The organism is Thalassospira lucentensis, from assembly GCF_001613805.1.
GTDB lineage: Bacteria > Pseudomonadota > Alphaproteobacteria > Rhodospirillales > Thalassospiraceae > Thalassospira > Thalassospira lucentensis_A.
In genome coordinates this window covers 38,575-60,344 of record NZ_LPVY01000021.1, presented here as the reverse complement: position 1 = coordinate 60,344, position 21,770 = coordinate 38,575, and the positions used below count along the sequence as shown (strand labels likewise).

The 21,770-nt window shown below is 54.7% G+C and carries 21 protein-coding genes; 16 read left to right on the top strand and 5 right to left on the bottom strand.

The genetic code is table 11. The features are described 5' to 3' along the window. The first annotated feature begins 13 nt into the window (after positions 1-13). The 5 genes from AUP42_RS15900 (at position 14) to AUP42_RS15880 (ending at position 5,319) form a co-directional block, all read left to right on the top strand. Complete coding sequence (locus AUP42_RS15900) at positions 14-1,126, top strand: ABC transporter ATP-binding protein (protein WP_062952581.1); 1,113 nt, start codon at positions 14-16, stop codon at positions 1,124-1,126. A 112-nt stretch (positions 1,127-1,238) separates the two neighbouring features. Continuing rightward, complete coding sequence (locus AUP42_RS15895; protein ID WP_007090824.1) at positions 1,239-2,510, top strand: ABC transporter substrate-binding protein; 1,272 nt, start codon at positions 1,239-1,241, stop codon at positions 2,508-2,510. Between the two features lie 61 nt (positions 2,511-2,571). Further along, positions 2,572-3,480, top strand: a complete 909-nt coding sequence (locus tag AUP42_RS15890) for a carbohydrate ABC transporter permease (protein ID WP_197467368.1) — start codon at positions 2,572-2,574, stop codon at positions 3,478-3,480. Continuing rightward, complete coding sequence (locus AUP42_RS15885; protein WP_062952580.1) at positions 3,480-4,307, top strand: carbohydrate ABC transporter permease; 828 nt, start codon at positions 3,480-3,482, stop codon at positions 4,305-4,307. The genes AUP42_RS15890 and AUP42_RS15885 overlap by 1 nt, the downstream gene beginning before the upstream one ends. 88 nt (positions 4,308-4,395) lie before the next feature. Beyond that, positions 4,396-5,319, top strand: a complete 924-nt coding sequence (locus tag AUP42_RS15880) for an ArsR/SmtB family transcription factor (RefSeq protein ID WP_062952579.1) — start codon at positions 4,396-4,398, stop codon at positions 5,317-5,319. A 129-nt stretch (positions 5,320-5,448) separates the two neighbouring features. On the opposite strand, the gene AUP42_RS15875 is transcribed toward AUP42_RS15880, so the two are convergent. Continuing rightward, a complete protein-coding gene (locus tag AUP42_RS15875) occupies positions 5,449-5,913 on the bottom strand; it encodes a c-type cytochrome (protein WP_062952578.1) in 465 nt (154 codons plus the stop codon). A 216-nt stretch (positions 5,914-6,129) separates the two neighbouring features. Between AUP42_RS15875 and AUP42_RS15870 the strand changes: the two genes are divergently transcribed. The 5 genes from AUP42_RS15870 (at position 6,130) to AUP42_RS15855 (ending at position 10,665) form a co-directional block, all read left to right on the top strand. Further along, positions 6,130-7,644, top strand: coding sequence for an NAD-dependent succinate-semialdehyde dehydrogenase (locus tag AUP42_RS15870; RefSeq protein WP_231858313.1), 1,515 nt, complete (start codon positions 6,130-6,132; stop codon positions 7,642-7,644). Between the two features lie 524 nt (positions 7,645-8,168). Then, positions 8,169-8,327 carry an RSP_7527 family protein gene (locus AUP42_RS21430; protein ID WP_156484639.1) on the top strand — a complete coding sequence of 53 codons (159 nt, stop codon included), beginning with the start codon at positions 8,169-8,171 and terminating at the stop codon, positions 8,325-8,327. A gap of 167 nt (positions 8,328-8,494) precedes the next feature. Continuing rightward, entirely contained in the window at positions 8,495-9,280 is a 786-nt protein-coding gene (locus AUP42_RS15865) for an alpha/beta fold hydrolase (RefSeq protein ID WP_062952577.1), read from the top strand. Positions 9,281-9,293: 13 nt separating this feature from the next. Beyond that, positions 9,294-9,908: an NUDIX domain-containing protein gene (locus AUP42_RS15860; protein WP_062952576.1), complete on the top strand. Its 615-nt coding sequence runs from the start codon at positions 9,294-9,296 to the stop codon at positions 9,906-9,908. Positions 9,909-9,936: 28 nt separating this feature from the next. Continuing rightward, on the top strand, positions 9,937-10,665 hold the full coding sequence (locus tag AUP42_RS15855; protein ID WP_062952575.1) for a class I SAM-dependent methyltransferase: 729 nt from the start codon (positions 9,937-9,939) through the stop codon (positions 10,663-10,665). A gap of 10 nt (positions 10,666-10,675) precedes the next feature. Here the strand turns inward: AUP42_RS15855 and AUP42_RS15850 are convergent, their stop codons facing one another. Continuing rightward, a complete protein-coding gene (locus tag AUP42_RS15850) occupies positions 10,676-11,416 on the bottom strand; it encodes an SDR family NAD(P)-dependent oxidoreductase (protein WP_062952574.1) in 741 nt (246 codons plus the stop codon). A 142-nt stretch (positions 11,417-11,558) separates the two neighbouring features. On the opposite strand from AUP42_RS15850, the gene AUP42_RS15845 reads away from it, so the two are divergent. Beyond that, a complete protein-coding gene (locus tag AUP42_RS15845) occupies positions 11,559-11,942 on the top strand; it encodes a hypothetical protein (protein WP_062952573.1) in 384 nt (127 codons plus the stop codon). Positions 11,943-12,037: 95 nt separating this feature from the next. On the opposite strand, the gene AUP42_RS15840 is transcribed toward AUP42_RS15845, so the two are convergent. From AUP42_RS15840 to AUP42_RS15835, 3 genes are all read right to left on the bottom strand, one after another. Next, entirely contained in the window at positions 12,038-13,327 is a 1,290-nt protein-coding gene (locus tag AUP42_RS15840; protein ID WP_062952572.1) for a polyhydroxyalkanoate depolymerase, read from the bottom strand. Between the two features lie 654 nt (positions 13,328-13,981). After that, the gene (locus tag AUP42_RS21980) at positions 13,982-14,113 is read right to left on the bottom strand and encodes a hypothetical protein (RefSeq protein ID WP_255356831.1); all 132 of its coding nucleotides are present in this window, start codon (positions 14,111-14,113) and stop codon (positions 13,982-13,984) included. Between the two features lie 306 nt (positions 14,114-14,419). Then, positions 14,420-15,403: an AraC family transcriptional regulator gene (locus tag AUP42_RS15835; RefSeq protein WP_062952571.1), complete on the bottom strand. Its 984-nt coding sequence runs from the start codon at positions 15,401-15,403 to the stop codon at positions 14,420-14,422. A 274-nt stretch (positions 15,404-15,677) separates the two neighbouring features. On the opposite strand from AUP42_RS15835, the gene AUP42_RS15830 reads away from it, so the two are divergent. The 5 genes from AUP42_RS15830 (at position 15,678) to AUP42_RS15810 (ending at position 21,674) form a co-directional block, all read left to right on the top strand. Then, on the top strand, positions 15,678-16,952 hold the full coding sequence (locus AUP42_RS15830) for an ABC transporter substrate-binding protein (RefSeq protein WP_197468297.1): 1,275 nt from the start codon (positions 15,678-15,680) through the stop codon (positions 16,950-16,952). Positions 16,953-17,086: 134 nt separating this feature from the next. Further along, complete coding sequence (locus AUP42_RS15825) at positions 17,087-18,010, top strand: carbohydrate ABC transporter permease (RefSeq protein ID WP_062952570.1); 924 nt, start codon at positions 17,087-17,089, stop codon at positions 18,008-18,010. Between the two features lies 1 nt (position 18,011). After that, a complete protein-coding gene (locus AUP42_RS15820) occupies positions 18,012-18,851 on the top strand; it encodes a carbohydrate ABC transporter permease (protein ID WP_062952569.1) in 840 nt (279 codons plus the stop codon). A 37-nt stretch (positions 18,852-18,888) separates the two neighbouring features. Continuing rightward, positions 18,889-20,517, top strand: coding sequence for an alpha-glucosidase (locus tag AUP42_RS15815; RefSeq protein ID WP_062952568.1), 1,629 nt, complete (start codon positions 18,889-18,891; stop codon positions 20,515-20,517). Between the two features lie 26 nt (positions 20,518-20,543). Further along, on the top strand, positions 20,544-21,674 hold the full coding sequence (locus tag AUP42_RS15810; RefSeq protein ID WP_062952567.1) for an ABC transporter ATP-binding protein: 1,131 nt from the start codon (positions 20,544-20,546) through the stop codon (positions 21,672-21,674). The last annotated feature ends 96 nt before the right edge of the window (positions 21,675-21,770 follow it).

The window sequence follows — 21,770 nt, the reverse complement described above, 5'->3', positions numbered from 1 at the left end:
GAGGATTACGGAAATGTCCGGTGTGACGCTGAGCAATATCAAAAAGGCCTTCGGGCCGGTCGAAGTTATCCATGATGTGAATATCTCGATCGAACAGGGCGAGTTCGTCGTCTTTGTCGGTCCGTCGGGCTGTGGGAAATCCACGCTGTTGCGAATGATTGCCGGATTGGAAGAAACGACAGGCGGCGTCATCAATATCGAAGGGCAGGATGTCACCCATCAGGAAGCCGCCAGGCGCGGCGTATCGATGGTATTTCAGTCTTATGCGCTCTATCCGCATCTGACGGTTTACGACAATATGGCCTTCAGCCTGCAAATTGCCCGTCGTCCAAAGGATGAAATCCGGGCAAAGGTCGAAGAAGCAGCACGCATTCTGCAACTTGATCAGCATCTGGACCGCAAACCATCGCAGCTTTCCGGCGGACAGCGCCAGCGCGTTGCCATCGGACGTGCCATTGTGCGTCAGCCAAAGGTCTTTTTGTTTGACGAACCTTTGTCCAACCTTGATGCCGAATTGCGCGTTCAGATGCGCATGGAAATCGCCCGTCTACACAATCAGATCGGGGCGACGATGATTTATGTCACCCACGATCAGGTCGAAGCCATGACGCTCGCCGACAAGATCGTGGTGCTGAAATCGGGCGTCGTGCAGCAGATCGGATCGCCTCTTGATCTTTACGATAATCCCGATAACCAGTTCGTCGCCGGTTTCATTGGTTCGCCGAAAATGAACTTCCTGACCGGCACTGTCGCCAAATCAAAGAGTGGCACATCGGACGCTGTTGATATCCGATTGGATGAAGCCCCAAACAGTATCGTTTCGCTGACCCTTTCCGGACCAGTGCCAAAAGTCGGTACTGCCGTCACGCTGGGCATCCGTCCGGAAAATATCGAAACCGGTAACGTGACAGACGCGGATGGGCGCGCCGCGGAACTAACGCTTAAAACCGAATTTACCGAAGAACTCGGCGGGGTCAGCTACGTCCACAGCCTGACTGAAAGTGGCGTGCGCGTAACAATCGAACGCCGGTCGGATCGCAATCATATCGCACAGGATCACATATCGGCGCGCTTGCCGACACGTCACCTGTTTCTGTTCGATGCCGATGGTGCGCGCCTGCGATAACGCCGCCGCCCACCGGACTACAATCGCCCGAAACGGGATGCAATCATAACAAGAAACCTGTCAGGGCATTTCAGGTCGGGTCTCATCACCCGGCGAACGAGGAGGAAACGTCGTGAAACATTTCATCAAGGCCGGTCTTTCGGCCGTTATCCTGATAAGCGGTTCTGCCGTCGCCAACGCCCAGACCCAGATTACCTGGTGGGATTTCCTTGAAGGCGGCGATGGCGTGCGTATGAAGGCACTGATCAAGGAATTCAACGAAACCCATCCGGATATCAATATCAGTTCAACCACACTGGAATGGGGCGTTCCGTTCTATACCAAGGTTCAAACCGCAACCGCGGTGGGTCAGCAACCCGATATCATGACCTATCACCTGTCGCGTTTCCCACTGGCCGTGCCGCAGGGGCAGTTGCGTCCGATCAGTGATGATGAGCTGACCGACGCCGGGCTGTCGCCTGATGATTATTTCCCGTCAAGCTTCAACGCAGCCAAGGTTGGTGATCAGCTTTATGGCCTGCCGTTCGATATCCATTCCATCGTTCTTTATTACAATAAGGACGCGCTTGATAAGGCCGGCCTGCTTGGTGAAGACGGCAAACCAAAAGGGCTGGACGGGCTTGAAAACTTCAACGCAGCCCTTGCCAAACTTGAAGAATCCGGGGTCGAGGTTCCGCTGTCTCTGCATACGGATGAAGGCGGATCAATGTGGCGTGTATTCTATACGCTGCTTGCCCAGCAAGGTGCCCCATTTATCGAAGATGGCGAAATCCTCCCCGGTGATGCGGGGCTAAAGGCGCTGAATGCGATGACCAATTGGGTGGCATCGGGTTATTCGCCAGAGCTGATTTCCTACGAGGCATCCATCGCGCTGTTCACATCGGGTCGTGCCGCCATGCATATCAATGGTGTATGGGAAGTCCCGACAATGAAGGATCTGGCCAAGAACGGCGATCTTGGTTTCGAATGGGGTGCCATTCAGATCCCCGTTCTGATGGATCAAAAAGCGACATGGGCAGATTCTCATGCCTTTGCCATCCCGCACAGCGAAGCCAATCCGATTTCTGCTGAGAAGGTCAAAACGGTCCTGCAGATCATCGCTTGGATGAACGAACACAGCCTTTCATGGGCTGATGCCGGGCATATACCGGCTTTCAAGGCGGTTGCCGAAAGCGACGAGTTCAAGAAAATGGAACCAAATGCGACCTATTCCGCACTTGCTGAAACCGCTGTTTTCGATCCTGAAATCTCGATTGCCGGTGTCGCCGGGCCGATTTACGAAGCCACGCAGAATTTCATTGTTCCTGCACTCAACGGGCAGCTCGACCCCGAAGATGCGCTGGACATGGTGCGTGACGAACTCCAGGGCCTGGAACTTAACTGATCATCGGTGACGGTGGTGGCTGGCATTCCTCCCTTTGCCAGCCATCGCTGCCGGTGATCCCTTGCGTGACTTTCATGGCTATGGGGCGGCATCAATGCGATTGAAATCCCGAAACAGAACAGTAACGGCCTTGCTGCTGATTGCGCCATTTGTGATCTGCTATCTCGTGGTCTTTGCCTATCCGGTTTACAAAATGTTCGCGATGAGCTTTACCGACGCGCCCTTGATCGGTGAAGGTGAATGGATCGGGTTCGATAATTATATCCGGATGTTCGAACACAAGTTGTTCTACACCTCGGTTTATAACACGCTTTATTTCGTGTTGCTGACGGTGGTGCCGAATACTCTGATCGGGCTTGGCATTGCGATGATGGTCGTCCGGCTGAAAGGCTGGATACAGGCAGGCATTCTGGTGCTGTTTTTCATGCCCTATATCCTGCCGGTGACGGTCGTGACACAAATCTGGCAGTGGATTCTTGATCAGCAGTTCGGGGTCGTCCAGCCCCTGATCGAAGCCGTCGTCGGCCGCCGTATCAGTGTATTCCGTGATCCGGTATGGGCAATGCCGATGGTGGCACTCGTGACCATATGGTGGACCAACGGGTTCAATGTGTTGCTGTTCATTTCAGCCCTGCGCAATATTCCCGACGATTACTACGAAGCCGCATCGCTTGATGGCGCGAGCCGTTTGCAGCAGTTCCGTCGTATCACGTGGCCTTTGCTATGGCCGGTGACCGCGCTGGTTCTGACCCTGCAACTGATCCTGCAGCTCAAGATTTTCGATCAGATTTACCTGATGACACAAGGCGGGCCGTTCAATTCGACCTATGTGTTGTTGCAACTTGTCTATCGCGAGGCGTTCGGGCGCAATCAGGGCGGTTACGCCTCGGCGGTTGCGGTGGCGTTGTTTGTCATCATCGTGGCGGTGTCGGTTCTGCAATATCAGTTGCTTAAAGCGCGGGGGAAATAATGATGGGACGCATTTCGCCAAGCAACATCCTGCTTCTGATCTTTACCCTGATCGCAGCCTGTGCATGGGCATTCCCGCTTTACTGGGCGATTGTCACATCGCTGAAGCCGGAACCGGAAGTCGTTGGCAGTCTTTCGTTCTGGCCGCAGACATTCGATATTTCTTCCTATGCCTTTGCGTTATTCGATACCAATCTTGTGCGCTGGTACATCAATTCCATCGGGACGTCGGTTCTGATTACGGGCATCGTCATCATGATCAGCATGATGTGTGGTTATGCCTTGTCACAACTGGTCTTTCCCGGTCGTCGCGTGCTTTTTCTGGTGGTGCTGGCAAGCTTTATGGTGCCATCACAGGCACTCGTGGTATCGCAATTCGTGCTGATGCATAAATTCGGCATGGTCAATACGTGGGGCGGGATCATCCTGCCGCAGGTGATCATTCCGGTGGTTGTGATTGTTTATAAACAGTTTTTTGACTCTGTGCCCCGTGAACTGCGCGAGGCTGCCAAACTTGATGGTTGCAGCGAATTCCAGATTCTGTTCAAGCTTTATCTGCCGTTGAATTGGGGGATTACAGCAGCACTTTCGATCATCACCTTTATCATGTCCTGGAACAACTTCCTGTGGCCGTTTCTTGTTACCACTTCCGAAGAAATGATGACGGTTACTGTCGGTATTACGCAGGTCGGTGATTCGTTTGGCGTCCAGTATGCGCGTGATATGGCGGTTGCCGTGATGGCAGCGATGCCAGTGGCTGCTGCATATCTGGTTTTCCAGCGCCGCGTGACGCAGGCGATCATGTTGTCATCGGGGATCAAGGGATAAGTTGGCCGTCGCCATTCCTGGCTATATGTACAGTCCGCATATGCATTGGCCGATGGATCGGAAAAGCTGAAGGGAACAATAAAAAGTCATGCAGACAAAATTACTGACAGTCGATCCGGTGAAAGACGCCGACATTGTTCAGGGGCTGGCATCGAAAACCAGGATTGATATCCTGTATCTTCTGCGCAAACACGGCCCGCAAAATGTCAATGAAATCGCCGACATGATGGGATTGCCGCAATCGACTGTTGCAACCAATATCAAGACGCTTGAAAAGGCCGGATTGGTTGAAACCCAGACCATGAAGGCCAAGAAGGGCAATCAGAAAGTCTGTTCGGCAGCTTACAGTGAAATCTATATCCGCTTTGATGCGGATAAAACCAGCTCGGACGATGATCGGGTTGTCGTGAGTATGCCAATTGGCCTGTTCACCGAATTTGATGTGGGGCCACCTTGTGGGATGTGTTCGATTGAACGGATTATTGGTGTGCTTGATGTGCCCAATGTGTTTCTGGAGCCGCAACGGATGCAGGCGGCCCTTCTATGGTTCACGCGCGGACACGTCGAATACAAATTCCCCAACAATGCCAAGGTCACCGGACGGTTGCCAAAGCGGATCGAGATCACTGCCGAGGTTAGTTCGGAAACCCCGGAAACCAACGCCGAATGGCCATCGGATATTTCGATCTGGATCAATGGGGTCAATGTCGGCATATGGACTTCACCCGGCGATTTCGGTGATCGGCGTGGCCTGTATTCCCCCGGTTGGTGGAAGCTGGAAGGATCGCAATATGGTCAGCTCAAGACCTGGGTGATCGATGAAAAGGGTACTTGGATCGACGGGCAGAAGATTTCTGATCAAACGATCCATACGCTGGAAATCATGGATCATCACTCGATCCGGTTCCGGATCGGGGTTGATGACAACGCCAAAAATCCGGGCGGGGTAAATATCTTTGGTCGCGGGTTTGGCGACCATGATCAGGATATTACCATGACCCTTTATTTTTAGGCTCGGCATCGCGGGTTAAAGAAATCCCCGAAAGGCTTTTTCTGTCGTGCTGCCGGGGGAGGGTAGCAGGGGGGGGGCAGGGCCTTTCGGGGATGTCCGAGCTTGCTCGTGCCCGGTATCTTCGATCTGTTACTTCGAACGGTATTCGTCGTGGCAGCCTTTGCAGGATTTGCCAAGTTCGCCAAGGGCGGCACCCATTGCGCCCTTGTCACCGGCTGCGGCCGCAAGGTTCATCGCTGCGGTTTTCATTTCCGGAAAACGGCCCGAAAAATCGTCCCAGTTTGTCCAGACATCCGGTTTGGCGGTTGTTTTTACCGATGCGTCGGCTGTATTGGGTTCGAACGCGGCCGGGGCGGCAGTGGCGGAAAACGCAATGCCATTGGCAAGGTTGCGGATCACGCCATCAGGCAGTTCGCACTGGCCCTTCATGTAGCAGCCAAGTGTCCCCATCGCTCCACCGATGCCATCCATCAGCATCTGACGGGTTTGAACGGTTTCGTTATCCATCGCCTCGTCGGCCTGTGCAGTATCAAATACCCCCAGACCAAGGGCAAGGGATGCGGTCATCAAACCGGCGGTCACAATATGCTTCATGGCTCTCTCGTTGGTTGTCTCTCTGAAACTCTCTGACGGATCGGGGTGTTGCGAGCGACCCCGGGTCTTTTATTTCTTATATTAAGGTCACAAGCATTGTTGCCTATGACTTGTCGGAGCGCTTAGTCTCCCAATTGCGCCCCGAAATTCGGAATCACAACCGCGTGATCACCGAATAAATTATTGTAAATGACGTGCACAAGGAAACGCCCCCAAATGTCCGCTGTGTCCAACGCCGCCCCCGATGCCAGCCAAACCGCCATTTCCAATGGCAGATCGCGCGCCCGCAGGCTGATCGCCGACTGGAACCTTGATAAGGCATTTATCAATGGCGAATGGGCACGTGCTGATTCGCGCGAAGCCATTGATGTGTATGATCCGGCAACCGGCAAGGTGATCGGCGATGTGCCCTTCATGCGGACATCCGAGGCACGGCGCGCGATTGATGCGGCGGATGCGGCGTTTCCGGCATGGTCGCGCATGCTGGCAAAGGAACGTTCCGGCTACCTCAAACGCTGGCGCGATCTTTTGGAACAGTATCAGGATGATCTGGCCGCCCTGATCACGCTTGAACAGGGTAAACCCTATGATCAGGCATTGCGCGAAGTGGTCGGCGCCATTGCCTATGCCGAATGGTATGCCGAGGAAGCCAAGCGCGCCTATGGCCAAACCATGCCCGCGACCCAGCGTGACCGGCGTGTGGTTGTGCAGAAACATCCCGTGGGTGTGGTGGCGGCGATCACGCCATGGAACTTCCCGCTGACCATGGTCGTGCGCAAATGTGCCCCGGCGCTGGCGGCGGGGTGCACAATTGTTGTCAAACCGGCCGAAGATACCCCGATTTCCGCCCTTGCCGCCGCCAAACTTGCCGAAATGGCCGGCTTCCCGGCGGGGGTGTTTAACGTCGTTACCGGCCAGCCCATGCCGATTGGCGAGGCCCTGACAGGGGATCCGCGCGTGCGGATGCTGTCCTTCACCGGCTCGACCGAGGTCGGCAAACGGTTGATGGTGCAATGTGCGCCGACGGTCAAGAAACTGTCGCTGGAACTGGGCGGCAATGCGCCCTTCATCGTGATGGATGATGCCGATATTGATGCCGCCGTGGCCGGGGCCATGATTTCCAAGTTCCGCAATAGCGGTCAGACCTGCGTCTGTGCCAACCGCATTTTCGTGCAGGACGAGGTTTATGAAAGCTTTGTCGAAAAATTCATCGCCGCAAGTCATGCGCAGACCATCGGCAACGGCTTCATTCCCGGTACGGATATTGGCCCGCTGATCAATCGTCAGGCGGTCGCAAAAGTTGAACGATTGATCGATGACGCGAAAAAACGTGGCGCGCCCCTGCATTACGGTGCTGACCGCCCCGAAGAAGGCCATTTCATCCGACCGCTGGTGATGACGGATGTGTCCCTTGATACTGACTGCTTTAACGAGGAACTGTTTGCCCCGGTTGCGCCGATCTATCGTTTCAGAACCGAGGCCGAGGTGATCGAACTTTCCAACCGGGTGCGTGCCGGTCTGTCGTCTTACCTTTTCAGTCGTGATATCGGCCGTATCCAGCGGATCGCCGATGGGCTTGAAACCGGGGTGGTTGGTATCAACGATGGCACCACGTCCCACGAAGGTGCGCCGTTTGGCGGTGTGAAGGAAAGCGGGCAGGGCCGCGAAGGCGGTCATTGGGGGCTGGAAGAATATCTTGAACCCAAATATCTGAATTATGCCCTGGGCTGAACCCGCGAATATTCGCTGACTTTCGTGCGATAATTCGAAGATCGCAGAGCGGCAATTATGCGCACCACTATTGCCGTTCTCCGATTTCTTAATCAGCCATGCAAAATTGAACGGTGTGCAGTTCCCGGAATCGAGTCTGCAATTTAAAACCGTTTTGTCGGCAAATTGCCATTTAAGACCCCGTCTGAAGCATCAGAATCGCCCTGTTTGATCTACCTCAATCCCTTTATATGCAAAGGATAGAGGTCTAATTGATCCGGCCTGTTCGGATTGTGTTTGATCTGTGTAAAACAGTGCCGGGAAAATTTCGTTCAAGTTGAATGGCTTATTTGTCATGAGACAATCATGCGTCTTTCGCATGAAATGATTGTGACGGACTTGTGTCTGGATATGCACCAAATGCATGGGTGAGGTGAAAAAACTCGTCTCGTAGGATCGAATAAACAGGCGTACACCGGCTTCAGAACAAATCAACGCGAAACCGGAGCGCACATAGCTCCGCCTGTTATGGAAAGGATAAAGCCATGCGTCGTTATGGTGATTACGATCTGACCACGCTGCAGCGCGAAGCCGAAAAACTCCGTGCTCAGGCGATCCGCAAAGCCGTTGTTACTTTGGCCCGCAAAATTGCTTCCCTGTTTGGCGGTAACCGCCTTCCGGGTGGCCGTCCGGCTGGTGCCTAAGCTTAACGCTTGGCGATGAATACCGGGTCGAATGACCCAAGAAACACCCCCGCATTCCTCCCATGCGGGGGTGTTTTGATTCCCATCCCCACCACAGGGCTTCACGCCACCGTCCGGTCCCGCTATTAAAGGGAATAACCAGATAACCCGATTGCGGAGCGTGCCTGATGAAACTTGCCCATTATGCCTTTGGCGAAGAAAACCGTGACAATGGCACGCTTGTGATCCTGCACGGCCTGTTCGGGCAGGCGCGTAACTGGACCGCCATCGCGCGCCGTCTGGCGGAAAAGTATCATGTGGTCACCGCTGATCTTCGCAATCATGGCCGGTCCGACTGGGACACGAACATGACCTATCCGGCGATGGCATCGGACATCGCCGAGCTGATCCGGGATGTTGCCAATGGCCCGGTCCACCTGATCGGACATTCGATGGGGGGCAAGGCATCAATGGTGCTGACCCTGTCACAGGATGCGGATCTGGTTGCCGATCTGGTTGTGGTTGATATTGCGCCTGTAACCTATGATCATGACTATACCGGCTATATCAGTGCCATGAAGTCGGTGGATTTCGATGCGGTATCGCGGCGCGCCGAAGTCGAAGACGCACTTGTCAGTGGCGTTTCGGAAAAGGGCGTGCGTCAGTTCCTGGCGCAGAATGTCGCGACCGACAAGGAAACCGGCAAAATGTCATGGCAGGTCAATATCGATGCCATGGACAACCACCTTTCCGACATTACCGGCTGGCCCGAAACGGTGGGGGGCAGTTTTGATCGCGATGTGCTGTTCATATCCGGTGCCAATTCGCATTATGTCGACCCCAAGGATCGCGATCATATCAAATCGCTGTTTCCCAAGGCCGCCTTTACCAGCATCAAGGGCGCAGGCCACTGGGTCCATGCCGAAAAACCCGATGCGGTATTGCTGACCCTGTCTGCTTTTCTGAACCGCTGACGGATATTTTGACATGACCGAGCTTCCCAAAGGTTGGAACTTGCCGGAAAACGACGATATACGCGTTCAGAATATCGAATGCCTGTCGGATAACTGGTATCACCTGTATCGCGTCAGCTTTGATCTGCGCCGAAGCAACGGCGAATGGCAGTCCCAGCAACGCGAAGCCTATGACCGGGGCAACGGGGCGGCCATCCTGCTTTATAACCGCGCGGCTGGCACCGTGATCCTGACACGGCAATTTCGTCTGCCATCCTTTGTGAATGGCAATGAAAACGGCATGCTGATCGAAGTTCCAGCAGGGTTGCTTGACGATCGTGATCCGGCATCCGCCGTAATTGCCGAGGTCGAAGAAGAAACCGGGTATAGGATCGGCAAACCGCAAAAGGTCTTCGATCTATTCATGAGCCCGGGTTCCGTCACTGAGCGCCTGCATCTGTTTGTGGCCGAAGTCACAAGCGATCATCGCGCGGGCGAGGGCGGTGGTTTGCATGAAGAGGGCGAGGACATCCACGTGCTTGAAGTGCCCTTCAGGGACGCACTGGCCATGATATCGGATGGCCGCATCCGGGACGCCAAAACCGTCATTCTGTTGCAGCATGCCGTGTTAAACGGCCTGTTTGACTGAGATTCCCGAGAAGCCAAAGGAGAAACAGATGTCCGGTTTTCGCAAGGATCATGTTCATTGGTCCGATATCGCTCAAAACTGGATCGCCTGGGCGCGTAAACCGGGGCATGATGCCTTTTGGCAATTCCGCAAAAATTTTGCTGACTTTGTCGGCCCGGGAACCGGCATTGCACTTGATGTCGGTTGTGGTGAAGGGCGCGGTTCACGGCTTCTGGCCGAACTTGGCTATGACGTCACGGGTATTGACCCGGTAGCTGACCTTGTTCTGGCGGCGCGTGAAGCTGCCACCGATAGCAGATCGTCCTATCATATTGCACCGGGCAATGATGTGCCCTTTGACAATGAAAGCTTCGATCTTGTGCTGGCCTATAACGTTCTGATGGATGTGGATGATCTTGCGGGGACGCTGGATGAAATTCGCCGTGTCTTGCGTAAGGACGGGGAATTGGTGATTTCGATTGTGCATCCATTCAGGGACCGTGGCCGCTTTGACGGGACGGCTCCTGATGCCCCCTTCGTCCTGACGGGCAGTTATTTCGGGGAACGCCGGTTTGAAGGCAGCGAAGAACGCGATGGCCTGATCATGCATTTTGCCGGATGGTCGCGGCCGCTTGAGTATTATATCAATGCGTTGGGCGAGGCCGGGTTTGGTGTCTCGGCCATGCGTGAACCGGCTCCCGATCAGGCCGATCGTGACATGCTCAAACAATGGTCGCGTGTGCCGCTGTTCATGTGGCTCAAGGCCCGTCCTCTTTGATCATTGCATCTCACCACGGCAACTCATTGCCATCATAGGCAAAGAAGCCGCCGCTTTGTGATGGCTGCAATCCGTCAATCACCATCAACATATTTGCTGTTGCCTGATCGGGGCTTTGTACATTGAGCCCCGATTTGGCAAACGGCCCCGAAAGACCGGTATCGACCGTGCCGGGATGAAGGGCGACGCAGATCGCATTGCGTTTGCTGCGTCCAAGCTCGATGGCGGTGCATTTTACCAGCTGGTTCAATGCGGCCTTTGCCGCCCGGTAACTGTACCAGCCGCCCATCCGGTTATCGCCAATGCTGCCGACCTTGGCCGACAGGGTGGCAAAGACCGATTTGCCCTTACGTGGCAAGAGTGGCGTGAAATGCCTCATCAGCAAGGCCGGACCTATGGCGTTGATCAGAAAAGATTTCGCCATGTAATCGGCATCGATCTGGCGCAATGATTTTTCCGGCTGAAATACCTCATCATGCAGATAGCCGGTGGCATCGATGATCAGACGCACGGATTGGTTCTGTGCGGATACCTGATCGCGAACAAAGGCAGCGGCATTTTCGATGCTGTCGGGATCGGTGAAATCAATGGCGGGTTCGGTGCCGCGCGACAGTTCAATCACACCATCAAACCGGCCACAATCGCGAAGATGTTTCACAAAGGCCCGGCCAATGCCCCCTGTCGCCCCGATGACGATTGCGATGCCGGCTGTATCGAAGTTTTGCAATTTGGGTGCTGGCGTTCCCGGCATGATCTGATCCCCGATCCGGTTTGATGTCCTGCCTGTTTTACGCGGGTAAAATTGCGTCGGTTCAGGGATTGTCACAGGGTCGGATACCACCCGTCTCTGATGCGTCAGTTATCTTTTATCTTTCGCAAATCAGGACAATCCAATGCCATATGTTTTCAGTCAGGCCGCCAACCCGCTAGCTATCGCCGAATGTGAATATGCAAGTGCCGCCGAAATCCGCTTCTCGACTTTCACAAGCTGTATCGGGATCGTTGGCATTCGCAATGGCGAGGTTTTCGGCATCCATTTGCCGCTTGCTGTCGACGATTTCGTCACCAACGCCGATATTGATGCCGCGCTGGTGCATTGCCAGGGCTTGGCACAGACAACAATTACCGGGGTGATCGGGGCGTGGACCTCCTCCCGTCCGACTGTATATGCCTATCTTGTTGCCCAGTTGGGCAATCCGGCAATTGGTGTGGATCATGACGAGGGCGTTTACGGCGCGCGCGTGAACAATGGCAATCTGGTTCTTTCCTATCCCTGATAACCCGCCATAATCACATAGCTGTCAAAGCCAAAAGCCGCCCCGGATAAGGGCGGCTTTTGAATGTTCTATTCATCCGGGGATCGGGGCGCTGCCTATTCGGCGGCTTCGATCCGGGTCATGTCAGGCGCGCTTTTGCGGCCCTTGCCCTGCTGATCGTGGCGACGGATGAAATCCTTGATCCGCGGACTGATCTGTTCGCGCCAGCGACGGCCGTTAAACACGCCGTAATGGCCAACACCCTTCTGGATGTGATGCATGCGCATATTATCGGGCAGATTGGCGCAAAGCTTATGGGCTGCGCGTGTCTGACCCATACCGGTGATATCGTCGCGTTCGCCTTCGACCGTCAGGAGGGCGGTCCTGGTGATGGCCGACGGTTCAACCGGAACCCCCTGCCAGCGCATCGTCCCTTCGGGCAACTGATGTTCGTGGAACACGGCTTTCAGCGTCTGAAGATAGAACTCGGCACTCATATCCATGACGGCCAGATATTCGTGATAGAAATTTCGCTTGGCATCGGCACTTTCGCCGTCCCCCTCGACAAGATGGGTGAACATCTCGTGATGGGCGGAAACGTGCTTGTCCCAGTTCATGCTCATGAAACCGGCAAGCTGCATGAAGCCCGGATAAACGCGGCGCATCACCCCGGCATGGGGCAATGGCACATGCGTAATGACATGGCGTTCAAACCAGTCGAGGCTGTGCTGCTTGGCAAAGTTGTTGACCTCGGTCGGGTTTTCACGTGTATCGACCGGGCCGCCCATAAGGGTCATCGATGCCGGCTGGCAGGGCTCGTTCCCGGCGGCCATCAGCGATGCGGCCGCAACCACCGGAACCGATGGCTGACACACCGCCATCAGGTGGGTGTTCGGGCCAAGCTTGCGCAGGAACTGCATGACATAGTCGATATAGCTATCAAGGTCGAAATGACCCTGATGCACCGGAACCATGCGGGCATCGATCCAGTCGGTGATGTAAACATCATGATCCGGCAGCAATGCCTCGACCGTGCCGCGCAGCAGCGTTGAAAAGTGACCCGACAGCGGGGCCACGATCAGAAGCCGCGGATCATCCGGCTGATTTTTAAGGTGATCGGTTTCGCGTTTGAAATGCAAAAGATTGCAGAACGGTTCGCTATGGACGATTTCCTCGGTCACGGCGACGGTTTCACCATTGATGACCGTGGTATCAAGGCCGAATTCCGGTTTGCCATAACGGTGCGTGATATGGGTGAACACATCAAACGCGGCGGCGGCCGCACGGCCCTGATGGGTATAGGATAGCGGGTTGACCGGATTGCGCAGCCACTTCTTGCTCGCATCCGCTGCCATGCGCAACGGGCTGATGGTGGCGTGCTGCAATTCATAGAGATGGTACAGCATTAATCTCTCACTCCCCGGCGATGCAAAGGTTCGGTGTGGGGTGCATCGACCGTGTTGGTCCCCGGCTGCATTTTTCCGAAAGAATTTCCGGTGGGCAGGCCTTCTGTTTTTCGTAAATCCCGGGCCGGCTCATGCGGGCGACCGGCGGGACGGGGTGATCATCGCGGGTTAACATCCCGCAATATCACGATAAACAGAAATCCTGCATTCATCAGAACCCTACGATACTTCAGGTTTCAATCAATAACCTAAAAGTATGATGAATTTCCAAACTTTCGTGTTTCACCTTGATTCAAACCAACATTCAGGGTGCTGTCGAGTGAAATTTTGCGATGCAGCGTAAGTTGTTGCGTTGCAACAATAGTTCGCGGTCCGAAAGGCGGGGGAAAAGTATTTCGACCTATACATAGGGTTAGTTTTTTAGGGACTCGGCCCGTTTGCGGGCCGAACAAAGAAAAACGCTGCCGTCGGGGAAACAGCAGCGTCAAGTAGCGCGGAATAGCGAAGGTAATATGCAAGTTACAATTCACGAAATCCGGATTGATGGATGAGGGACGACCGACAGACGGGACAGGGTATGGGTGCGGGGTTGCCTGCCGGTCGTCACCCTGGATGGGAAGTCCATCCGGGTCTCGTAAAAGGTATGAGCTTTGATCAGATCAGACCGCGAAGGGTTTGCGCCATTCCCAGTCCGATAACGAACAGGAAAAATCCGGTGCTTCCGACCACGGCAACCGTGCTGCAAAGCTCGTTCAGGCGGTTCGGATTTTCAAGCAACTTCATCATGGCTGTGTCCTCCTCAATCTGTCTGAAGAAACCATACTGATCCTGTTTTGTTCTCACAAGAACAAAATTAGAACAAAAGCCGATAAAATATTTAAGTTATTGATTTTTAACGAAATTTATATGGTCTCGATGTTCTTGTCTTTCGAAGGAAAATGAGAACATCGGCGGTGCATGACCGGTATCAGGTTGAATGAAACCCGCAGAAATCAGCGCTTTTGCGCGAGTCTTCCGAAGTGATGAACCGCAGGGGAATGAAAAACGGAACATCATCGCATTCCCGATGTTCTGTCGTGCGATGGCGGTGGACTATTCTGCGGCGGATGCCGGAATGGCGGTGCGTCGGTCCGGAACACCGTCTATCTCGCTTGGCAGCGGACGGGCCGGAACGGCACCGATACGGGCATCGGGCATTGGCGGGTGATCGGGGAACTGGCCGTGAATGCGAATATTCTCGCGATAGTCGCTGGCCGATTTCCCACGATACTGGCGAAAACGCCGGTTGAAGTTCGAAAGATTGCTAAAGCCGTTATTTTCGGCGATCTGATAGATCGGAAGATCAGTGCGCGACAGCTGCACACAGGCCCGCGAAATCCGGTATTCGTTCAGATATTCGACAACACTGCGCCCGGTATAACGTTTGAACAGCCGGTAAAAACTGCTTTCACTGACCCCTGCCACATCGGCAAGCGACGATACCCGAAGCGGTTCGGCGTAATGCGCGTGAATGAAAGCCAGTGCGCGATCCACCCGGATAGATTCACTGTTCTTCCCGGCTTCGCCGCCAAAATTGGCCGATGCCAGCGGTTTGTCGATCCCGGCAAGCAGGGCTTCAAGCAGTTCGATCATCAGGATAAAGCGCCGCCGCGGTTTGGCATCATCAAGGTGCGGGCAGATTTCCCGAACGCGTGCGACGGCGTCATCGGTAAAGGAAAGGCCGCGACGTGCACGGGCAAACAATTCGTGAAAATCGGCAAATTCAACAAAATCCCGCGTCAGGTTTTCCACCCATTCCTGCGACAGCCAAAGCACATAAACCTCGATCGGGCGGGACGGATCAATGCGTTTGCATTCCCAAAGATGGGGCAGGTTGGGGCCGACCATGGCGAAATCCAGCCCGTCAAACGCCTGCCGATGATCACCAATCAACCGCGATCCTTTGGCATTCAGCGTCAGGGTCATCTCATATTCGGGGTGCTGGTGCCAGTTGCAGCGAAAATCATCCCAGACATAGTGAAAATAACCCCAGCTATATCCCTGTGGATTCGTGATCCGTTCCTGGATGATCCGCATATCGTCCTACTATTCGTGTCGTGATTGCCGCGAATTTGCAGAATAGTATCATCCTTTGAAGGATATGACACTTTGAAAAGGTGCGATCAGGCGTATCCTTTTTCAATCGGGCGGCTCCGCGCCGGGAAGCAATCACCAAATCAGATTGCAGCCGGTGATTGCACCTGGGGTTCCGGTACGGGCGCCCGACCCGGACAAAAAGACTAATCAAAATGAATAAAAGCAGTTGCCAAAAGCTGCATGGGAAAACCGATAACATCCTAGGGAGGTCTATATGACCTTGATGAAAAAACTGCTCGCAACGGCGGGCGTTCTTGGCGCGACTTTTGCGATGGCCGGATCGGCCAATGCCGCAAAGATTTCTATTTCCTGTGGTGCCGTCGGACAGGAACTTGCGCTTTGCCAGGAAGGTGTCGATGCATGGGCAAAGCAGACCGGCAACGAAGTCGCGGTGATTTCCACCCCGAACTCCACCACCGAACGACTGGCCCTTTATCAGCAGATTCTGGCCGCCGGATCGTCCGATATCGATGTGTTCCAGATTGATGTGATCTGGCCGGGGATCCTGGGCAACCACTTCATTGATCTTAACGAATACATGGCGGACGAAGCCAAGCAGCATTTTGAGGCCATCGTCACCAACAACACCTTTGAAGACCGGCTGGTCGCCATGCCGTGGTACACGGATGCGGGCGTGCTTTATTACCGCAAGGATTTGCTGGAAAAGTATGGCGAAACTGTTCCTGAAACCTGGGAACAGCTGACAAAAACAGCGCAGAAAATTCAGGAAGGCGAACGCAAGGCCGGTAACGACAAAATGTGGGGCCATGTGTTTCAGGGCCGTGCCTATGAAGGCCTGACCTGCAATGCGCTGGAATGGGTGGTTTCGTTTAATGGTGGTTCGGTGGTCGAACCGAATGGCGATATTTCGATCAATAACGATCAGGCCAGAAAGGCGATTGAAACCGCTTCAAACTGGATCGGCACCATTTCCCCCGAAGGTGTTCTTGGCTATGCCGAGGAAGAAGCACGCGGTGTGTTCCAGTCTGGCAATTCGGTCTTCATGCGCAACTGGCCCTACGCCTGGGCGCTGGCCAATTCGGCAGACAGCCCGGTCAAGGGCAAGGTCGGTGTTGCTGCCCTGCCCAAAGGCGGTGAAGACGGCCGTTCTGCCGCAGCCCTTGGTGGCTGGCAGCTCTCGGTTTCGAAATATTCGGAAAATCCCGAACTTGCAGCCGATCTTGTGAAATTCCTGACCTCCTACGAAGAACAGAAACGCCGTGCGATCAAGGGTTCCTATAACCCGACCATTGCCGATCTCTACAAGGACGAGGAAGTCCTTTCTGCCAATCCGTTCTTTGGCGATCTGTACGAGACATTCACCAGTGCGGCACCGCGCCCGTCAACCGTGACCGGTTCGAAATACAATCAGGTATCAAGCGAGTTCTGGCAGGCGGTACATGCATCCTTGTCGGGATCGCAAACCGTCGATCAGGCGGTTGCCGGGCTTGAACGCAACCTGAAACGTGTAAAGCGTTCCGGCTGGTAAACGGACCTCGCAGTACCGGGGACGAGGGTCGCCCGGTACTGCCCCGATCCTGTTTTCGTACCGGTTTGCTTAGGCCGGTTTGATGGATGGCGGTCATAACCGAACATCCCCCTTCAAGATCAAGAGCGGTTCCCATGGCGCAAGCTTCGTCCCTGACGCGTGCAAGACGGCGTTCGGCATGGCTGTTTTTAACACCGATGCTGGTCATTCTTGCCGCAGTGGCCGGTTGGCCGTTGCTGCGGACTTTCATCTTTGGCTTTACCGATGCCAATCTGTCCGACCTTGGAAATTATGGCTTTATCGGCTTTGAAAACTTCTATGCGGTTTATGATGGCGAGACGTTCGGCCTTCTGGCCGATCCGGAATGGTGGCAGGCGGTCTGGAATACGATTTACTTCACCGTGATTTCTGTTTCGCTTGAAACGGTGCTGGGGATCATCGTGGCCCTTGTCCTTAATCAGGAATTCAAGGGGCGCGGTCTGGTGCGGGCGGCGGTTCTGATCCCGTGGGCGATCCCGACAATTGTATCGGCCAAAATGTGGAACTGGATGCTGCATGACCAGTTCGGCATCATCAATGATCTTCTGATGTCGCTGGGGCTGATTGCATCGCCGATCGCCTGGACGGCCAATCCGGATACGGCGATGGTCGCTGTGATCATGGTTGATGTCTGGAAAACCACACCGTTTATGGCGCTTTTGACACTGGCAGCCCTTCAGATGCTGCCAAGTGACTGTTACGAAGCCGCCCGTGTTGATGGCATCCATCCGGTCCGGGTGTTTTTCAAGGTAACCCTGCCGCTGATTAAACCGGCCCTGATGGTGGCCGTGATCTTCCGTGCCCTTGATGCATTGCGTGTGTTTGACGTGATTTATGTTCTTACGCCAAACAATCCGAATACCATGACCATGTCGGTCTATGCCCGGCAGCTTCTGGTCGATTTTCAGGAAGTCGGATATGGCTCGGCGGCATCAACGCTGCTGTTTCTGGTCATCGCCTTTTCGATCATGGCCTACATGATGATCGGCCGGGTCCGGCTTGACGAGGGGGGACATTAACATGAACCGCAATGTCAAATCCCTGATGATGAAGGCAGGGTTCTATCTTCTGGTGGCGGCGATCGTGATCTTTGCCGTCTTCCCGTTCTACTATGCGATCCTGACCGCGTTCGAAACCGGATCGGCGTTGTTTGACGTCAATTACCTGCCGGAAAGTTTCAGTTTCTCGAACTATCTGTCGGTGTTCGAAGGGCAGCCGTTCGGTCGCAATATCTTCAATTCGATCTTTGTCAGTGTGATGGTTGTGGCCCTGTCGCTTTTGATGGGGGTAACGGCATCCTATGCGCTTGCGCGGGTTAAATTCGCCGGGCGCGGATTGTTGCTGGTGACGATCCTGTCGGTGTCGATGTTCCCGCAGGTCGCGGTGCTGTCGGGCATGTTCGAACTGATCCGCGCCGTCGGGCTTTATAATTCGATGTTCGGGCTGGCGATTTCATACATGATGCTGACCCTGCCATTCACGGTCTGGATCCTGACCGCCTTCATGCGCGAACTGCCCCGTGAACTTGAAGAAGCCGCCGTGATGGACGGGGCCAGCCCGTGGACGGTGATAACGCGCGTGTTCCTGCCGGTTATGTGGCCTGCCATGGTCACCACCGGGCTTCTGGCCTTCATCATGGCCTGGAACGAATTCCTGTTTGCCCTGACCTTCACCCTGACCAATGAACAGCGCACCGTGCCGGTTGCCATCGCCCTGATTTCCGGGGCCAGCCAGTTTGAAATGCCATGGGGCAATATCATGGCGGCATCGGTGATCGTGACGGTTCCGTTGATTGTTCTGGTTCTGATTTTCCAGCGTCGCATCGTTTCCGGCCTGACCGCCGGGGCTGTCAAAGGCTGATGCGGCTTCTCGTCCCACATGACCTAAGGTGACTTAAATGGCTTTGGCCGGAAATCCTGACTGGTGGCGCGGTGGCGTCCTGTATCAAATCTATCCGCGCAGTTTCTTTGATTCCAATGGCGATGGCATTGGTGATCTGCCCGGCATTACCCAGAAACTCGATTACATTGCCGATCTGGGCGTCGATGGCATCTGGCTGTCGCCGTTCTTTACCTCGCCCATGAAGGATTTCGGCTATGATGTGGCGGATTACCGCGATGTCGATCCGATGTTCGGAACATTGGCCGATTTCGACCATCTGGTTGAAAAGGCCCATTCGCTTGGCCTGCGCGTCACCATAGATCAGGTTCTGTCGCACAGTTCCGATCAGCATGCCTGGTTCAAGGAAAGCCGGTCATCACGCGATAATCCCAAGGCCGACTGGTATGTCTGGGCTGATCCCAAGCCCGACGGCACGCCGCCCAATAACTGGCTGTCGATCTTTGGCGGTTCGGCATGGAAGTTCGATACCACCCGGCAGCAATATTACATGCACAACTTTCTGGTCAGTCAGCCAGACCTGAATTTCCATAACCCGGATGTACAGGCCCAGTTGCTTGACGATGTCGAATTCTGGCTGCGCCGCGGGGTGGATGGTTTCCGGCTTGATACCGCCAATTTCTATGTCCATGACGCGGAATTGCGCGATAACCCGCCATGGGTTCCGGGTACCCACCGGCCCGAAGGCGCGCCAAAGGAAAACCCCTATACCCGCCAGATGCATGTCTATGACAAAACGCGACCGGAAAATATCGCGTTCCTTAAAAAGCTGCGCGCGGTTCTCGATAAATATCCGGGGGCAACGACGGTCGGTGAAATCGGGTCGGACAATTCGCTGGCGACCATGGCGGAATATACCGCCGGGGGCGACAAGCTTCACATGGCCTATACGATCAATCTGCTGGAAAGCCCGCTTGAAACGCCTTTGATCCGCGGGATGTTGCGCAATGTGTTTGACGTTCTTGGTGATGGCTGGCCGTGCTGGGCGGTGTCGAACCATGACTTCGTCCGGGTTGCGACCCGCTGGGGCAGGGAAAAGGGCGGCGATAACGATGCGCGCCTTCGCATGATCCCGGCCCTTTACACCACATTGCGTGGCACGCCCTGCATCTATCAGGGGGAAGAACTTGGTCTTGAAGAGGCCGTCGTCCCCTATGAATTGCTGCAGGATCCTTACGGGATTGAAATGTGGCCGGAATTCAAGGGGCGCGATGGTTGCCGGACCCCGATGCCGTGGATGAATGCCAATATTCCGCATGGCGGTTTCACGGCAAGCGACGCGCCGTGGCTTCCGGTCCCACAGGATCACAGCGCGCTTGCGGTTGCCGAACAGATGGATGACCCCAATTCACTGCGCAGTTTCTATCGTGATCTTCTGGCGTGGCGCAAAATCCATCCGGAAATCATCGATGGCGATATCGAGATGCTCGATATCGATGACAATGTCATCGCCTATGCCAGGATGGCGGGCGTGGTCCGGACCATCTGCGTGTTCAATACGACACCCGATGCCCGAACCGTGACCTTGCCCGGGCGTTCGGATGCGAATTTCGCCCTTAACAGCGGATCGGTTACCGGCAATCAGCTTTCGCTGCCGGGTTGGGGCTTTTATTTCGGAACGATATAAATCGACAAGTCGAGGGAGGAACCCGCATGTCTGAAGTGGTTCTTAAGCAGGTTAAAAAACGTTTCGGTCCGATCGAAACCATTCATGGTGTCGATCTGAACATCCGCGATGGCGAATTTTGCGTGTTTGTCGGCCCTTCGGGGTGCGGCAAATCGACCTTGCTGCGCCTGATTGCCGGGCTCGAAGATATCAGCGACGGCGAACTTTCCATTGGTGGCGAGGTCGTCAATGACAGGGCGCCAAAGGATCGTGGTGTGGCCATGGTGTTTCAGTCCTATGCGCTTTATCCGCATATGACAGTCTATGAAAACATGGCGTTCGGCCTTGATCTTGCGAAAAAAACCAGGGACGAACAACGCGAACGTGTGATGGCTGCGGCCAGGGTGCTGCAACTTGAAGAATTGCTGGACCGCAAGCCAAAGGAACTTTCGGGCGGGCAGCGTCAGCGTGTTGCGATTGGCCGGGCGATTGTGCGCAAGCCGAAAGTCTTCCTGTTTGACGAGCCGCTGTCAAACCTTGATGCCGGTTTGCGCGTGCAGATGCGCATCGAATTGACAAAACTTCATGAAAAATTGAAGTCCACGATGATTTATGTGACGCATGATCAGGTCGAAGCCATGACAATGGCTGACAAGATCGTGGTTTTGCGGGCGGGTTCGGTCGAGCAGGTCGGGACCCCGCTTGAACTCTATCATCATCCGCAAAATCAATTTGTTGCGGGCTTCATCGGGTCGCCTAAAATGAACTTTGTTCCGGCGGTTGTGATGGGGGTTTCGCAACAAACTGTTACGGTTAAACTGGATTCCGGTAAAGAGGTGACGCTGCCTGTTGATGGCAGTGGTCTTGACGCTGGAGATCGTGTAACAGTGGGCATCAGACCGGAACATTGCAGCCTTGCCGATCAGGACACGGCATTGCTGTCAGGAACGGTCGAAGTGGTTGAACATCTGGGCGAGGCGGGTCTCGTCTATGTGCAGGCCGGTGGTGATGAACTGTTCGTTGCCCGTGTCACGGGTGACACGGCAATTGTAACAGGATCATCCATTGGCATTCATGCCCGGGTGGAAGATTGCTATCTGTTCGATCAGAACGGACAAGCCAGACGGCGCCTTGATGTGGATAACGAACCGCTCAGAGCCCAGCTGGCAACAGGATAGGCGGTGACGGGGCGAAAACCCGGCGCCGGCCAACACGGTAAATACCGTGGCCCGGTCGTTTGCCAGAGCCCTTCGGGCTCGGGATCCCACCTTTAC

Coding starts and splice junctions, on each gene's coding strand:
- AUP42_RS15900 (WP_062952581.1), top strand. CDS start 14: ATGTCCGGTGTGACGCTGAGCAATATCAAAAAGGCCTTCGGGCCGGTC.
- AUP42_RS15885 (WP_062952580.1), top strand. CDS start 3,480: ATGATGGGACGCATTTCGCCAAGCAACATCCTGCTTCTGATCTTTACC.
- AUP42_RS15880 (WP_062952579.1), top strand. CDS start 4,396: ATGCAGACAAAATTACTGACAGTCGATCCGGTGAAAGACGCCGACATT.
- AUP42_RS15875 (WP_062952578.1), bottom strand. CDS start 5,913: ATGAAGCATATTGTGACCGCCGGTTTGATGACCGCATCCCTTGCCCTT.
- AUP42_RS15870 (WP_231858313.1), top strand. CDS start 6,130: ATGTCCGCTGTGTCCAACGCCGCCCCCGATGCCAGCCAAACCGCCATT.
- AUP42_RS21430 (WP_156484639.1), top strand. CDS start 8,169: ATGCGTCGTTATGGTGATTACGATCTGACCACGCTGCAGCGCGAAGCC.
- AUP42_RS15865 (WP_062952577.1), top strand. CDS start 8,495: ATGAAACTTGCCCATTATGCCTTTGGCGAAGAAAACCGTGACAATGGC.
- AUP42_RS15860 (WP_062952576.1), top strand. CDS start 9,294: ATGACCGAGCTTCCCAAAGGTTGGAACTTGCCGGAAAACGACGATATA.
- AUP42_RS15855 (WP_062952575.1), top strand. CDS start 9,937: ATGTCCGGTTTTCGCAAGGATCATGTTCATTGGTCCGATATCGCTCAA.
- AUP42_RS15850 (WP_062952574.1), bottom strand. CDS start 11,416: ATGCCGGGAACGCCAGCACCCAAATTGCAAAACTTCGATACAGCCGGC.
- AUP42_RS15845 (WP_062952573.1), top strand. CDS start 11,559: ATGCCATATGTTTTCAGTCAGGCCGCCAACCCGCTAGCTATCGCCGAA.
- AUP42_RS15840 (WP_062952572.1), bottom strand. CDS start 13,327: ATGCTGTACCATCTCTATGAATTGCAGCACGCCACCATCAGCCCGTTG.
- AUP42_RS21980 (WP_255356831.1), bottom strand. CDS start 14,113: ATGATGAAGTTGCTTGAAAATCCGAACCGCCTGAACGAGCTTTGCAGC.
- AUP42_RS15835 (WP_062952571.1), bottom strand. CDS start 15,403: ATGCGGATCATCCAGGAACGGATCACGAATCCACAGGGATATAGCTGG.
- AUP42_RS15830 (WP_197468297.1), top strand. CDS start 15,678: ATGACCTTGATGAAAAAACTGCTCGCAACGGCGGGCGTTCTTGGCGCG.
- AUP42_RS15825 (WP_062952570.1), top strand. CDS start 17,087: ATGGCGCAAGCTTCGTCCCTGACGCGTGCAAGACGGCGTTCGGCATGG.
- AUP42_RS15820 (WP_062952569.1), top strand. CDS start 18,012: ATGAACCGCAATGTCAAATCCCTGATGATGAAGGCAGGGTTCTATCTT.
- AUP42_RS15815 (WP_062952568.1), top strand. CDS start 18,889: ATGGCTTTGGCCGGAAATCCTGACTGGTGGCGCGGTGGCGTCCTGTAT.
- AUP42_RS15810 (WP_062952567.1), top strand. CDS start 20,544: ATGTCTGAAGTGGTTCTTAAGCAGGTTAAAAAACGTTTCGGTCCGATC.